This window comes from Oscillochloris sp. ZM17-4 (assembly GCF_019599295.1).
In the GTDB taxonomy this organism is placed as follows: domain Bacteria; phylum Chloroflexota; class Chloroflexia; order Chloroflexales; family Chloroflexaceae; genus Oscillochloris.
On the sequence record NZ_JAIEWN010000043.1, the window covers coordinates 24,377 to 38,559 of the forward strand.

The 14,183-nt window shown below is 70.3% G+C and carries 9 protein-coding genes and 2 pseudogenes; 7 read left to right on the forward strand and 4 right to left on the reverse strand.

The features are described 5' to 3' along the window. Positions 1-438: pseudogene (locus tag K2Z83_RS22570) on the forward strand (MBL fold metallo-hydrolase); the annotation flags it as partial. 43 nt (positions 439-481) lie between these two features. Here K2Z83_RS22570 and asnS read toward each other — a convergent pair. Continuing rightward, positions 482-1,804 (reverse strand): asparagine--tRNA ligase, encoded by a 1,323-nt coding sequence (gene asnS / locus K2Z83_RS22575; protein WP_220597434.1) that lies wholly within the window; start codon positions 1,802-1,804, stop codon positions 482-484. Between the two features lie 402 nt (positions 1,805-2,206). Here asnS and K2Z83_RS22580 point away from each other — a divergent pair, with 402 nt between their 5' ends. Next, a complete protein-coding gene (locus tag K2Z83_RS22580; protein ID WP_220597435.1) occupies positions 2,207-3,358 on the forward strand; it encodes a M20/M25/M40 family metallo-hydrolase in 1,152 nt (383 codons plus the stop codon). Positions 3,359-3,458: 100 nt separating this feature from the next. Here K2Z83_RS22580 and K2Z83_RS22585 read toward each other — a convergent pair whose 3' ends face one another. Then, positions 3,459-4,838 (reverse strand): hypothetical protein, encoded by a 1,380-nt coding sequence (locus K2Z83_RS22585; RefSeq protein WP_220597436.1) that lies wholly within the window; start codon positions 4,836-4,838, stop codon positions 3,459-3,461. Positions 4,839-5,175: 337 nt separating this feature from the next. Between K2Z83_RS22585 and K2Z83_RS22590 the strand changes: the two genes are divergently transcribed. The 5 genes from K2Z83_RS22590 (at position 5,176) to K2Z83_RS22610 (ending at position 12,443) form a co-directional block, all read left to right on the forward strand. Beyond that, entirely contained in the window at positions 5,176-8,349 is a 3,174-nt protein-coding gene (locus tag K2Z83_RS22590) for a glycoside hydrolase family 31 protein (RefSeq protein WP_220597437.1), read from the forward strand. A gap of 100 nt (positions 8,350-8,449) precedes the next feature. Further along, the gene (locus K2Z83_RS22595; protein WP_220597438.1) at positions 8,450-9,502 is read left to right on the forward strand and encodes a sortase; all 1,053 of its coding nucleotides are present in this window, start codon (positions 8,450-8,452) and stop codon (positions 9,500-9,502) included. A 97-nt stretch (positions 9,503-9,599) separates the two neighbouring features. After that, positions 9,600-10,052, forward strand: a complete 453-nt coding sequence (locus tag K2Z83_RS22600; RefSeq protein WP_220597439.1) for a hypothetical protein — start codon at positions 9,600-9,602, stop codon at positions 10,050-10,052. Positions 10,053-10,242: 190 nt separating this feature from the next. Continuing rightward, a complete protein-coding gene (locus K2Z83_RS22605) occupies positions 10,243-10,998 on the forward strand; it encodes a class I SAM-dependent methyltransferase (protein WP_220597440.1) in 756 nt (251 codons plus the stop codon). Positions 10,999-11,351: 353 nt separating this feature from the next. Continuing rightward, entirely contained in the window at positions 11,352-12,443 is a 1,092-nt protein-coding gene (locus K2Z83_RS22610) for a hypothetical protein (RefSeq protein WP_220597441.1), read from the forward strand. 60 nt (positions 12,444-12,503) lie between these two features. Here K2Z83_RS22610 and K2Z83_RS22615 read toward each other — a convergent pair whose 3' ends face one another. Both K2Z83_RS22615 and K2Z83_RS22620 read right to left on the reverse strand, forming a co-directional pair. Then, positions 12,504-13,613 carry a hypothetical protein gene (locus tag K2Z83_RS22615; RefSeq protein WP_220597442.1) on the reverse strand — a complete coding sequence of 370 codons (1,110 nt, stop codon included), beginning with the start codon at positions 13,611-13,613 and terminating at the stop codon, positions 12,504-12,506. Further along, positions 13,613-14,183: pseudogene (locus tag K2Z83_RS22620) on the reverse strand (zinc ribbon domain-containing protein); the annotation flags it as partial. The pseudogene K2Z83_RS22620 and the gene K2Z83_RS22615, both read right to left, overlap by 1 nt.

Sequence of the window (14,183 nt, forward strand, 5' to 3'; positions counted from 1 at the left end):
GAGTGGAGCCGCGCCTTCGACGCGCCGATCTTCCTGCACGCCGACAACCGGCCCTGGGTCATGCGCCCCGACCCCGCCATCACCTTCTGGGAGGGCGAGACCTACGCGCCTCTGCCGGGGCTTACGCTCATCCGCTGCGGCGGCCACTTCCCCGGCAGCAGCGTCCTCCACTGGGCCGATGGCGCAGATGGCCGGGGCGCCCTCTTCACCGGCGACACGATGATGGTCGTCAGCGACCGGCGCTATGTCAGCTTTATGTACAGCTACCCCAACCTCATCCCGCTCAGCCCATCCGGCGTGCGTCGGATCGTCGCCGCCGTCGAGCCGTTCGCCTTCGACCGCATCTACGGCTCCTGGGACGGCAAGATCGTCGCCTCCGACGCCAAGGCCGCCGTCCATCGCTCGGCTGAGCGCTACATCGCGCACCTTCAGGGCTGAGGGCTGAGGGCTAGCTCCTCAGCCCTCAGCCCTCAGCCCTTGCTTACGGGTAGATCCGGTACAGCTGCCGGGGGAAGGGGATCGTCTCGCGGATGTGGCGCGTGCCCGATATCCAGGCCACCGCCCGCTCGATGCCCATGCCGAACCCGCTGTGCGGCACCGTCCCGTAGCGCCGCAGGTCGATGTACCACTGGTAGTCGTCCACGTTCAGCCCGTGCTCGCGGATGCGCGCCTCAAGCAGCGCCGCGTCGTGGATTCGCTGCGAGCCGCCAATGATCTCGCCGTAGCCCTCGGAGGCCAACAGGTCCGCGCAGAGCGCCACCTCCGGCCGCTGTGGGTCCGGCTCCATGTAGAAGGCCTTGATCGCGCTTGGGTAGCGCTCCACGAACACCGGCCGGTCGAACTGCTGCGCGATCAGCGTCTCATGCGGCGCCCCGAAGTCCTCGCCCCACACCATCGGCGTGCAGCCCTCCACCTCGCCGTGCCTCGTGTTCACCAGATCCACCGCCTCGTCGTAGCTGATCCGCGGGAAGGGTGCCAGCACCCGCTCCAGCGGCGCCGTGTCACGCTCCAGCGTCTTCAGGTCCGCGCCGCGCCGATCCAGCACCCGCTGCACGATCGCGCTCACAAACTGCTCCTGAAGGACCATGTTGTCGTCGTGGTCGGCGAAGGCCACCTCCGGCTCGATCATCCAGAACTCCGTCAGGTGCCGGCGGGTCTTGCTCTTCTCGGCGCGGAAGGTCGGCCCGAAGCAGTACACCTTGCCGAAGCTCATCATGCCCGACTCCACGTAGAGCTGCCCGGTCTGCGCCAGGTAGGCCCGCCCCAGGTCGAAGTAGTCGGTGCCGAAGAGGTTCGTCGTGCCCTCCGCCGCCGTCGCCGTCAGGATGGGCGAGTCGTAGCGGATGAACCCCTGCGCGTTCAGCCACTCCTGGGCCGCCGCGATCACCTCGGCCCGGATGCGCAGCAGCGCGTGCTGCTTCGCCGAGCGCACCCACAGGTGCCGGTGCTCCATCAGGAACTCCACCCCGTGCTCCTTCGGCGAGATCGGGTAGTCATGGGTCAGGCTGACGATCTCCACATCCCGCACGTCCAGCTCGTAGCCGCTCGCCGAGCGCTCGTCCGCGCGCACCTCGCCCGTGATCCGGCAGGCCGACTCCTGGGTCAGCTGCTGGGCCCGCGCGAAGACCTCCTCGGCCACGTTCTTCTTGAACACCACGCACTGGATGGTCGCGCTGCCGTCGCGCAGCATCAGGAAGATCAGCTTGCCCTTCTCCGTCTTGTTATAGATCCAGCCGGACAGAGTCACCGTCTGCCCGGCGTAGTCCGCGATCGCCGCAATCGAGGTTGTCGGCAGCAACGACATGGCCCGCTCCTTTGTTAGGGGACAGGGAACAGGGGACAGGGGATAGGGAGTAGGAGCCGGGTGGGGTGGGGGAGGCTATAGGCCTCCTCACTCGCGTTGCCTGTCCCCTGTCCCCTGTTCCCTGTCCCCTCATAAAGATTTGCTGCGTCAGTATGCCACGAGTCCCATGCGGTGGCAAATTGACACGGGCGGGATGATCGGACATAATCAGTAGCCTGAGAGTCCCCGCCGGGCTCGCGGCCAGTCGGCGGCATTGGCATATCGCGCTCTCCCAACAACACGTAGCCTTCATCTCAAGTGAGGCTTGCGGACACTTTATCGGCAAGCGTTATGTACCGTTGACCGGTGCGCGCACCTGTACCCTGTACCCTATCCGCTGTACCCTCCCTAAAAGAGAGCGCCATGGACATCCATCGCTGGCGCGCCGACCCCGCTGTCCAGCGGGCCAGCGCCGACCTCGCAGACTACCGGCCCGTCCTGGAGACGGCCATCGCCGTGCAGCAGGTGCCCGCGCCCACCTTCGACGAGCGCCGCCGCGGCGAGCTGGTTGTCGAGCGCATGCGCGGCCTCGGCCTCCAGGATGTGGAGCACGACGCGATCGGTAATGTCTACGGGCGTCGCCCCGGCCGCTCGCGCCAGCCCGGCCTGCTCGTCTCCGCCCACCTCGACACCGTCTTCCCGATCGAGACCGACCTGCGCATCCGTCGCGACGGCGAGCGGGTCTACGGCCCCGGCATCGGCGACAACAGTACCGGCGTCGCCGGCCTGCTGCACCTCGCCGACGCCTTCCAGCGCCACGACCTGCCGAACCGGGGCGACGTCTGGTTTGTGGCCAACGTGGGCGAGGAGGGCCTCGGCGACCTGCGCGGCATCCGCGCCGCCGTCGACCGCCTGCGCGACCATGTCGCCGCCGTGGTCGTCCTCGAGGGCTGCGACTTCGGCACGCTCCACCACCAGGCCATCGGCGTACGCCGCTACCGGATCGAGGCCGCCGCCCCCGGCGGCCACTCCTGGGGCAACTACGGCAACCCGAGCGCCATCCACGCCCTCGTGCGCCTGGCCTCACGCATCTCCGAGCTGAGCGTGCCCCGCGCCCCGCGCACCACCTTCAACATCGGCGTGATCGAGGGCGGCACCTCGGTGAACACGATCGCCCAGCATGCCAGCATGCTCCTCGATATGCGCTCGGTCAGCGCATCCGCCCTCGCCGACCTGGCGGCGCAGGTCGACCGCCTGGTGCGCGCCGCCGCCGCCGAGCACCCCGACGTGCGGGTCAGCGCGACCACCGTGGGCGACCGGCCCTCCGGCACGATCCCGCGCGAGCACCCCCTCGTGCAGGCCGCCGTCGGCGCCTACCAGGCCGCCGGCGCCACGATCAGCTTTCAGCAGAGCAGCACCGACGCCAACATCCCGCTCAGCCAGGGGCTGCCCGCCATCTGCGTGGGCATCACCGACGGCGGCAACGCCCACCGCCTCGATGAGTTTATCCTCCCCCAGAACCTCGGCCCCGGCATGCAGGCGCTCCTGCTGCTGTCCATGGCCGCATGCGGGTAGGGGCGGCTCGCGAGCCGCCCCTACGCCGCCCCTACGCCGCAGGGAAAGCGTGTTTTTGCGGAGAGGGACAAGCCCTCTCCTCTCCTCACCTCTCCCACATTCAGTGCCTCAGTGCCTCAGTGCTCCCCCAGTTGCCCAGCGTCGGTTTATACGACCCGTCGGCCTGCGGCTCCAGCTTGATGTAGGTGTTCGACGAGGTGTAGTTCGCCAGGTCGGCGATCTCGGCCCAGCTGTAGTCGCGGTCCTGATCCTTCAGGTGGCGCGTCCATGTGCCGCTGTTGAAGTAGTAGCAGGTCCGGCCGTCGGCCAGGTCCAGCGGGCTGGTGTAGCCGTCGATCGGCGCGTGGGTGTGGCCCATGATCACCGTCGTCACCGCCGGGTCGCCCTCCAGCACCGCCCGCGCCGCCCGCCGGTAGTCGTCGCCCTCGGCCCCCGCCCCGCCCAGCACTACGCTCTCGCCGGCCGCCTCTCCCATGCTCATCGGCGCCGCCGCGCCGCTCAGCGCCGCCCCCAGGGATGTCTGGTCGGCCCCGCGCACCGCCTCCTCGAACTCCGCGCGGAAGGCCGGGTCGTCCAGCTGCGCCTCGATCTGCGCCCGCAGCTCGTCCTCGGCCATCGCCGCGACCACATCCTCGGCCCCCTGCGGCGCGGCGTCGGCCGTCGCCCCAAGCACGCCCCCGCCCCCGCCGAAGATCGGCGGCAGCCCGCTGGTCAGCAGGAAGGTCGCCATCAGGCCCAGCGCTGTCGCCGTGAAGCGGAAGTCGTTGCGCAGGCCCAGGCTCACCACCTTCGGGATCGGCTTGACGTTGTCGATGAACCAGCGGTCGCGCTCAAGCTTGTTGTAGACCTTCTCCACAAACAGGGTGCCCCAGCAGCGCTTCAGCCGGCGCACGCCCTGGTCGTCCAGCGCGAAGGGCATGGTCATGCGGTCGCCGAAGCGGTTGGCCTTGTCGTGCTCCTGTCCGTGCTCGATGTAGACCCGCCCCGCCGGCCCATCGCCCACGGTGTAGCAGTACTCGTAGAGCCGCAGGTCGCCCGCCGCGCCGGGCGGGTAGATCGCGTCGAAGACCGCCGCCCAAACCTCGCCCCACAGCAGGTCGATGTCGTGGTTCCCGGCGATGATCGTGACCGAGTTGCCCTCCACCATGAAGCGGCGCAGCGCGGCGAAGACCTCGGGGTGCCCGCTGGAGACCTCCGGGCTCTGGCCCATGATCACCCGCACCCGCCGCAGCGACTCCTCCTCCGTGCTGCCCAGGTGGTCGGTCGGCGCGGCCAGCCCGACCTCGGGCAGGGTCTGCGGCACCTCCAGAAGGTCCCCGGCGATCACTAGCTCCACCGGGTCGCCGCCCGTCCCGATCTGCGCCAGGAAGCGCGCGAAGTCCTCGCCGGCGGTGAAGTCCTCCAGCGGGTCCAGCGTGCCGTCCGGCAGACTCCCCGGCCCCAGGTGCAGGTCGCTCACCACGTAGACCACTCTGTCCATGGTCGCCCCTCTCTCGTGCACATGCTGAGTGCTGAACTGGTACATCTTGTGCCGCTGCTATGAAGGAAAACGGCGTGAGCGCGGAAGCGTAGCGCTCACGCTTTGTATGATAGCATAGCCTGTAGATGCCTCCTGACGAGCGGAGGCTTTTATATCAAATCTGGCAAGACCGTGGGCATGTCATGCTGAGCGCAGCGAAGCATCTTCCAGTCGCGTGGATGGGAAGACCCTTCGCTGCGCTCAGCATGACAGGATGCACGGTGTCAATCAAGATTTGATATTATTCAGCACTCAGCACTCGGCACTCAGCACTCAGCACTCAGCACTGGAGTCTCCCATGTCCGAGCAGTTCTTCGCCCGCGTCGGCCTGTTCGGCGACCCCCTGGCCGACCCGGCGGCGGTGGTGGCGCGCGGCGACGCCCGCTTCACCGTGCTCACGCCGCGCCTGCTTCGCCTGGAGTGGTCGCCCGGCGCCGCCCACGACGACCGGCCCAGCTACGCCTTCCCCACCCGCCGCGCGCCCGCCCCGCCCTTTAAGCGCGAGATCGCCGGCGATGGCCTGCTGATCGACACCGGCGCCCTGCGCCTGCACTACGCCGGCGGCAGGCTCGGCCCGGAGAGCCTGGAGATCCGGCTGATGCTGGCCGGGAAGGAGGTCCGCTGGGTACCCGGCGCGCGCGACCCGCTGAACCTGCGCGGCGCACGCCGCACCCTCGACGGGTGTCGGGGCGAGGCCTCGCTGGAGCCCGGCCTGCTCTCGCGCTCGGGCTGGAGCCTCTTCGACGACAGCTCAAATGTGCGCTTCGACCCGCAGGGCGGCTGGGTGCAGGCCGCCGCCGAGGGCGAGCGCCAGGACTGGTACTTCTTCGGCTACGGCCACGACTACGCCGGCGCGCTGGCCGAGTACGCCCGCTTCGGCGGCGGCGTGCCCATGATCCCGCGATGGCTCCTCGGCGCATGGTGGTCGCGCTACTACGCCTACCGCGAGCGGGATCTGCGCGCCCTGCTGGCCGAGTTCCAGGCCAGCGAGGTGCCCCTCGACACCCTGGTGATCGATATGGACTGGCATCTGCCCCCGGGGTGGACGGGCTACACCTGGAACCGCGAGCTCTTCCCCGACCCGCCGGCCTTCCTGTCGTGGCTGCATGATCAGGGGCTGCGCGCCACCCTCAACCTGCACCCGGCCGACGGCGTGCAGCCCTTCGAGGAGGCCTACCCGGCCTTCGCCCGCGCCGTCGGCGCGGACCCGGCGGGCGGCGCGGGCGTGCCCTTCCGCATCAGCGACCCGGCCTTCGCCCGGGCCTACTTCGAGCTGCTGCACCACCCGCTGGAGGAGCAGGGCGTGGACTTCTGGTGGATGGACTGGCAGCAGGGCCGCGAGAGCGAGCTGCCCGGCCTCGACCCGCTGCCCTGGCTGAACCACCTGCACTTCCAGGATATGCGCCGCCGCCCCGGCCGCCGGCCACTTGTCTTCAGCCGCTGGGGCGGCCTGGGCAACCACCGCTACCCGATCGGCTTCTCCGGCGACACCTTCGCCACCTGGGAGGCGCTGCGCTTCCAGCCCCACTTCACCGCCACGGCGGCCAACGTGCTCTACGGCTGGTGGAGCCACGATATCGGCGGGCACTTCGGCGCCGTCCCGCCCGAGCTCTACGCCCGCTGGGTGCAGGCCGGCGCGCTCAGCCCCATCCTGCGCATGCACTCGACCAACGACCCCCTGGCCGAGCGGCGGCCCTGGGCCTTCCCGCCCGACGCCTTCGCGGCCGCCCGCGAGGCCTTCAGGACGCGCTACGCCCTGCTGCCCTACCTCTACAGCCTGGCCCGCGTCCACGCCGACCGCGCCCTGGCGCCCTGCCGGCCCACCTACTACAGGTGCCCCGACGATGAGGCAGCCTACGTCGCCCGCGAGCAGTACATGCTGGGCGACCAGATGCTCGTCGCGCCGATCGTCCACCCGGCCGACCCGGCTAGCGGCCTGGCCCCGGCCGACCTCTGGGTGCCGCCGGGCGACTGGGTCGAGCGCTCCACCGGCGAGCTGCTCCACGGCCCGGCCTGGGCGCGGCTAGAGGGCGACCTCGCGGCGCTGCCGCAGCTGGTGCGGGCCGGCGGCATCCTGCCCATGGCCGCGCCGCTCGGCCCGAGCGACCGGCAGCCCGCCGATGCGCTGATCCTCTCGATCTTTCCCGGCCCCGCCGGCGCGGCGCGGGTCTACGCCGACGCCGGCGAGGGCGATGGCTACCGCTCCGGCGAGTATGAGTGGACCCCGGTGACGATGCGCGCCGCAGACGAGGGGCGCGTCGTCACGGTGACGGTCGGCCCGCCCGAGGGGGCGTGCCCGGGGCTTCCTGTGGAGCGGCGCGACACGCTGCGGCTGGAGTTTGTGCGCCGGCCCGAGTCGCTGCGCCTGGATGGGGCGCCATTCGATGGCTGGCGCTACGACGAGGGCGCCCAGGCGCTGGTGGCCGAGCTGCCGCCCCGCCCGCGCGGGCGGCCCGCCGTGCTGGACGCCAGCTTCGCCGCGCCGGCCAGCCTGCTCGGCGCGGGGCGGAGCGCCGCCCTGCGCGCCGCCGACGCCCGCCGCCTGCTCGGCCCGTCCGCCGAGGGGCTGGCCGACGCCGACCTGCTCGGGGCCGCCCTCGCCGCCGAGGGCGACGCGCGCCTGCGCGCCGTCGCCCGCCTGGGCGGGCCGTTCGCCCGCGTCTACGAGCACACCGCCCCCGAGGACGCCGCGCGCTATCTGGGCACCCTGGTGATCGCCGCCCCGCGCGACGGATCGCCCGCGCAGGCCGAGGGCGTCTGGCGCATCGTCGGCCCCGACGGCGAGCGCGCCGAGCCGCTCAGCGTGGGCGATCTCGCCGAGGACACGATCATCGCCTGCCCCTTCGCCTGGGACGGCTCCACCGCCACGATGCGCTGGTCGCTCGACCTGCGCCTGCGCTGGGGCGGGCGCACGCTGGAGCAGCGCTTCACCGCGCAGACCCTCTTCCCGACCGTGGGGGCCTGGCGCACCCTGATCCGCCCAGCCGATCAGCCGCTCGCCCCCGATGATCTGCTCGACGCGGCCGGCGCGCCGCGCCCCGGGCTGGGCTGGCGGACGCACCGCCACGGGCCGGCGCACGGCGAGTTCCAGAACCTCACCGAGCTGTTCAATCTGCCGTTCAGGGATGAGTCCGGCGGCTGGCATGATGTCGCCCTCGAAGGCTACGCCCTGGCGACCCTGCGCAGCCCCGACGCCCGCGATGTGCGGGTGGCCTACAGCTCCGCCAGCGCCCCGCAGATCTACCTCAACGGCCAGCCGCTGGCGGTCGAGGAGCACGTCCCCGCCGAGAGCTTCCGCACCAACGAGCGCTGGAGCCACAGCGCGCCGGCACGCCTGCGCCCCGGCGAGAACAGCCTGCTGATCATTAGCGGCCGCCCCGCCGACATGATCCTCTGGCGCTGGTTCCTGAGCGTTATGGTCGTCGGCCCCGACGGCCTGCCCGACCCCGCCCTGGTCGCCGTCGCGCCCTGATGGGCGCAGCGCCGCCGCGCCCCCTACTCGGGTTGGCCACTATCTGCTAGAATGGGGGCGTATACCTTCGCTCAAACCCTCCCCCACCCTGGAGCATCCCGTGCGACGACTGATCCTTCTGATCGCCCTGGCCCTTGTGGCTATCGTGCCGGCGACGCCGGCGGGCGCCAACACGGCGGCCGGCCGGCCGGTGCGCTTCAGCGAGACGGGCCACACGCTGGCCTATAGCTTCCGCGAGTTCTACGACCGCCAGGGCGGCCTGCCGATCATCGGCCTGCCGATCACCGAGGTCTTCGTGGAGGGCGGGCGGCCCGTGCAGTACTTCGAGCGCGCCCGCCTGGAGTGGCACGGCGATCTGGGCGTCACCCTGGCCGGCCACCTGGGGCGCTGGGCCGCCGAGGGCCGCGCCGGCGAGCCAGCCTTCGCCTGGGCGCCCGCCGCCCCCGCCGGCGCCAGCTACTACCCCGAGACGGGCCACTCGCTCGGCGGCGCGTTCCGCAGCTTCTGGCTCAGCGGCGGCGGGCTGGCCACCTTCGGCTACCCGATCTCTGAGCCCTTCGCCGAGCTGAACGGCCAGGACGGCCGCAGCTATACGGTGCAGTACTTCGAGCGCGCCCGCTTCGAGTACCACCCCGAGAACGATCCGCGCTACCAGGTGCAGCTCGGCCACCTCGGCCGCCAGTACCTCGCCGCCCACCCCGCGCCCGACTGGGCCGTCGCGCCGGTCGAGTCGGCCGACCAGGCCTGGGGCGCGATCCGCCCCAGCCACGTGCGCATCCCGCGCATCGGCGTGGACACCGACATCGTCAGCGCCGGTTTCTCCCTGGGCGAGTGGGACGTGCCGCGCTACACGGCCGCCCACTACTGGCCGATCTCCGGCTACCCCGGCACCCCCGGCAACATCGTCGTCGCCGGGCACGTCGGCTACCGGGGCATCATCTTCAGCAAGCTGCCGAGCGCCGCCGTCGGCGATGAGATCTATGTGGCGACCGGCGGCGGCGAGCGCCGCTACATCGTGCGCGACGTGCTCACCCTGCTGCCCGAGGAGACATGGGTGATGGCGCCGACCAGCGACGAGGTGCTGACCCTGATCACCTGCGTGCCGATCGGGGTCTACACCCACCGCCTGATCGTCCGGGCCTACCCGGGTTGAGGACAATTGCAGATTGCAGATTGTAGATTGTAGATTGTAGATTGGGTGCAATCTGCAATCTATAATCTGCAATCTGCAATACAGAGGAGCGACTCCTATGCAGAAAAAGCGCGGCGGCAACAACTGGATCGGCATCGTGATCTTTCTCGCGATCGTCATCGGCCCGAATCTGGCCTCCTTCCTGTCGGGGGCGATCTTTCAGGCCACAGGCATGCGGGTCGGCTCCGACCTGATCATGGGCGGCATCATCATCTTCGCCGTCGTCGCCTCGCTCCTGACGTCGGCGCTGCGCGGCGCGGGCCGGATGAACAGCGGCAGCGAGACGAAGCTGCCCACCACGCCCTCGGCCCCGCAGCAGATGGGCGCGCCGCCGCGCCCATCCTCCCTGCCCCCCGCCACAGGCGGCTCGGGCACAGCCCAGATGAAGCAGCCGGGCACCCCGCAGTTCGAGCCGATCATCAACCCGCGCGTCCTGAGCTTCGGCGTCGCCGGGCTGGTCATCTTCGGCGTGATCTTCCTCGGGATCCTGGCGCTCTTCGGGGCGATCTAGTCAATTGCAGATTGCAGATTGCAGATTGGTTTTTGGCAATACCGCATACGTAACGCTGTGAGGTGTCCTGTCATTCTGAGCGAAGCGAAGAATCCCGGCCGGGACCCTTCGCTTCGCTCAGGGTGACAGCGTTACGTATGCTCTATTGCGGTTTTTGCAATCTGCAATCTGCAATCTGCAATCATAGAACATGAACACCTACGACCCGTTCGCCCGCTACTACGACGCCGACTTCCGCGGCTTCCACGAGGACGTGCCCTTCTTCCGCGAGATGGCCCGCCGCGCGGGCGGGCCGATCCTGGAGCTGATGTGCGGCACCGGCCGCGTCCTGCTGCCCCTGGCTGAGGACGGCCACCCGATCACCGGCGTCGATATCTCGCCGGCCATGCTCGCTATCGCCCGCCAGCGCCTCGATGAGTCCGATGTCTCGGCCAACCTGATCGAGGGCGATGTGCGCAGCGTCGATCTGCCATCGAAGACCTACGACCTGGCCTTTGTGGCGATCAACTCGTTCATGCACCTGGAGCTGGTGCGCGACCAGCTGGCGGCCCTGGAGACGGCTCGGCGCGCGCTGGCCCGCCGGGGCACGCTGGTGCTCGACCTGTTTAACCCCGACCCGATCGAGATCGCCCGCGAGGATAACCGCCTCGTGCTCGACCGCTCCTACGAGCTGGACGGCCGCCAGGTGCAGAAGCTCGTCGCCATCGACAGCGACGCCGCCTCGCAGACCTCCCACGTCACCTACATCTACGACGAGACCGACGCGCAGGGCCAGCTCTCCCGGCGCACCATGCGCTTCGTCCTGCGCTGGTTCTACCGCTACGAGATCGAGCACCTGCTGGCCCGGGCCGGCTTCAGCCTGCGCGCCGTCTACGGCTCCTACGATCTCGACGAGTACATCACCGGCAGCCCGCGCATGATCGTCGTCGCCGCGCCCACAAGGTAGGGGCGCCCCAATGTGGGTGCCCGGGTGCCAATGATGCGGGTGCCTAAGACAAGATTTCAGGTTGCTCTACAGTTTGATGCCGTAAATGGCATTCTATTGCACCAAATCTGCAATCTACAATCTACAATCTGCAATCTTGTCTAAAAAAGAAGAGGCCGCCTGGGTTGCCAGGCGACCGGGAAGAGGGTTTTGGAGGCGGTGGTGGGGTTGTGTGTGGGTCGTATTGTTTGGCGGGCGGAGGACCACCGCAAATCGTCCGCCGCGCTCAACTGTCTACAGTATAGCCGGGCTATATTAGAACCGTGTTAACGCCGCATAAGATCGGTGTTAACGTTTTCGTCGCTGGAGTCCCCATGCTGCTCGCCCGCGCTGTCGCCCTGCTCTCTGGCCTGACCCTCGTCTTCCTCACGCTGATGTCGGCCATCCGCATCTTCGTGCTCCCGCGCAACGCCGCCGATAAGATCGCCGGCTTCGTCTTCCGCGTCACCCGCCGGCTCTTTAACCTGCGCAACGCCTTCTCCCGCAGCTACCTGGAGCGCGACCGGGTGATGGCGCTGTACGCGCCGATCGGCCTGCTGACCCTGCTGCTGACCTGGCTGGCGCTGATGGTGCTTGGCTACGCGGCGATGTTCTGGGCCAGCGGCGAGGGCCTGTGGGATGCATTCCGCATCAGCGGCTCGTCGCTGCTCACCCTGGGCTTCGCCTTCCCCGCAGGCCTGCCCGGCACGCTGCTGGGCTACAGCGAGGCCGCCTTCGGCATGATCCTCACCGCCCTGCTGATCTCTTACCTGCCCACGATGTACGGCGCCTTCTCGCGGCGCGAGGCGGCCGTCACCCTGCTGGAGGTGCGCGCCGGCCCGCTCCCCGGCAGCGCGGACTACGACGGCGGCGCGCCCTCGGCGGTGAATATGCTGCGCCGATTCCACGCCCTGGGCGAGATCGCCGCCCTGACCCCGCTCTGGGCCGGCTGGGAGCAGTGGTTCGTCGAGCTTGAGGAGAGCCACACCTCGCTGGCCGCCCTGGCCTTCTTCCGCTCGCCCAGCCCCAACCGCTCCTGGGTCACCGCCGCCGGGGTCGTCCTCGACGCCGCCGCCCTGCGCCTCTCGACCATCGACCTGCCCTTCGATGTGTACGCCTCGCTCTGCCTGCGCGCCGGCTTCGTCGCCCTGCGCAGCATCGCATCCTACTTCCTACTGCCCTACGACCCCGACCCGCACCCCGACGACCCGATCAGCATCTCCCGCGAGGAGTTTGAGCAGGCCTACGCCGAGCTGCTTGCCGCCGGCCTGCCGCTCAAGGCCGACCGCGACCAGGCCTGGCGCGACTTCGCCGGCTGGCGGGTGAACTATGACACGGTGCTGCTGGGCCTCTGCCGGCTGACCATGGCCCCGCCCAGCCGCTGGGCGTCCGACCAGACCCGCAGGGCGGGCCGGATGGGCAGCTAGCGGGGGGCGCTCAACAAAATATGGTTAGACATGGTTTCAGAAGCACTTGACAGTTTGGCGTCACGCGGCGTGCGCTAAGTCGCCGCCCATAGAATCCGCCGGAGGGGCCGGCGCTGCCGGCGGCGTCGCCGCCAGCAGCCGCCCCAGCCCGCCGGCCTCGCCGATCGCGAACAGCGCCGTCACCCAGGGGGCCGCCGGGGCGCCCGCGTAGCGCCGGCCGACCTCGGCGTCATCCTCTGGCCCAAGCCGCTCCTCGGCGTAGGCCAGCAGCCCCGCCGCGCGCTCGGCGTCGCCCAGCTCCACCGCCAGCAGGTAGCTGAAGGCCGCCGCCAGGTGCTCGCCGCGCTCGCGGATCTTCGGCAGGGCTGGCCAGTGCCGCTCGGCCAGCCGCGCCACGAGGTCGCGGTCCAGCGACGCCGTCAGCGCCAGCGCCCATGCGTCCTCCAGGGCGTCGCCGCCGAGGCTCGCCCGCCGGCTGCGCAGGCTGAGGCTCCCGGCGAGGGCGCCCCGGCCCGGCAGCCGCGGCCCGCGGATGGCCATGCGCCCGCCCAGGGTTGATAGCCAGGCGTCGCCCGCCGCCCCGTACGCGCTCCCGTAGGCCGCGTCGTGCAGGCGCAGCGCCCACAGCGCCGCCGCCATGCCGCTGGCCGTGGCCGTGTCGGCCTCGCAGGAGATCGCCCCCTCGGGCGAGGCCCGCGCCTGCCGCCAGAGCGACTCGGCCAGCTCATCGGCGGTGTAGCTGGCCCGCACATCGGCCGACCAGCGCAGCACGAAGGGGTCGTCGAGGTAGCGCACCTGCCCGCCGACGGCGGCCTGCAGGCCGAGGAGCACGCTCAGGGCGCCGCTGTAGGCGCCGTACCCCGCGTCCACCGGGTCGGGCTTGCGGCTGGCCCGCTCGGTCTCGGCTGCCCAGACGGCCCAGACCCTCCGCTGGATCATGCGGTCGACCAGGGCGGCCAGGGCGTCGCCGGCCAGGGCGGCCTCGTCGGCGCCGGCGGATGGGTGGGCGGCCAGGGCGGCCAGGGCGCAGCCCGAGAAGAGGATCTGGCCGCGCAGCGAGGCCTCGCGCGACTCGGGCGCGCTCAGGTCGAATCCGTCCCAGCGGTTGGCCGGCTGGAGGGCCAGGCCCGTGAAGTAGCGTAGCGAGGCGGAGAGTCGCTCGGGGAGCATCAGGGACTCCTGGTGATCAGCAGGTTGTCGAAGCGGATCGTCACCTGGCTCGCGTCGAAGCTGCTCACCGCGAGCCCCGCGTCCCCGCCGGAGAGCGCGCTGTCCTGCGTCGCCTCCAGCAGATAGCCGTTCACCTTCAGGGTGATCCGGTCGCCCTTGGTCTCGACGCGCAGCGTGTTGCGGGCGACGTTGATCGAGTCGGACTCGGTCCAGTCGATCAGGGTCTGCCACACATCATCCTCCAGCAGCTCCAGGGCGTAGTAGCCGTCGCCGGAGACGCTGAACAGGTAGAAGTTCTGCGCGTCCTGGTAGTGGAAGATCAGCCCGGCGGCGGCGACCGCTGCGCCGGGGCCGGCCGTGGAGTCGGCCTCGATGGCGATGTCGCCGTAGGTGCGGTCGGTGAGCGACCAGGCCAGGGTGTCGGTTTCCTTCACCTCGATCAGATAGGCGCCGTCCTCGAAGGCCGACCGCGAGATCGCATCATCCTCGGCGGTGAGCGCGCTCTCGCGCGGGTCCGCGAAGTCCTCGTAGAGCAGCACGCCGCCCGTCCCGGCGGGGGTCGGCGCGGGC

Coding starts and splice junctions, on each gene's coding strand:
- K2Z83_RS22615 (WP_220597442.1), bottom strand. CDS start 13,613: ATGCTCCCCGAGCGACTCTCCGCCTCGCTACGCTACTTCACGGGCCTG.
- asnS (WP_220597434.1), bottom strand. CDS start 1,804: ATGTCGTTGCTGCCGACAACCTCGATTGCGGCGATCGCGGACTACGCC.
- K2Z83_RS22605 (WP_220597440.1), top strand. CDS start 10,243: ATGAACACCTACGACCCGTTCGCCCGCTACTACGACGCCGACTTCCGC.
- K2Z83_RS22585 (WP_220597436.1), bottom strand. CDS start 4,838: ATGGACAGAGTGGTCTACGTGGTGAGCGACCTGCACCTGGGGCCGGGG.
- K2Z83_RS22600 (WP_220597439.1), top strand. CDS start 9,600: ATGCAGAAAAAGCGCGGCGGCAACAACTGGATCGGCATCGTGATCTTT.
- K2Z83_RS22590 (WP_220597437.1), top strand. CDS start 5,176: ATGTCCGAGCAGTTCTTCGCCCGCGTCGGCCTGTTCGGCGACCCCCTG.
- K2Z83_RS22610 (WP_220597441.1), top strand. CDS start 11,352: ATGCTGCTCGCCCGCGCTGTCGCCCTGCTCTCTGGCCTGACCCTCGTC.
- K2Z83_RS22580 (WP_220597435.1), top strand. CDS start 2,207: ATGGACATCCATCGCTGGCGCGCCGACCCCGCTGTCCAGCGGGCCAGC.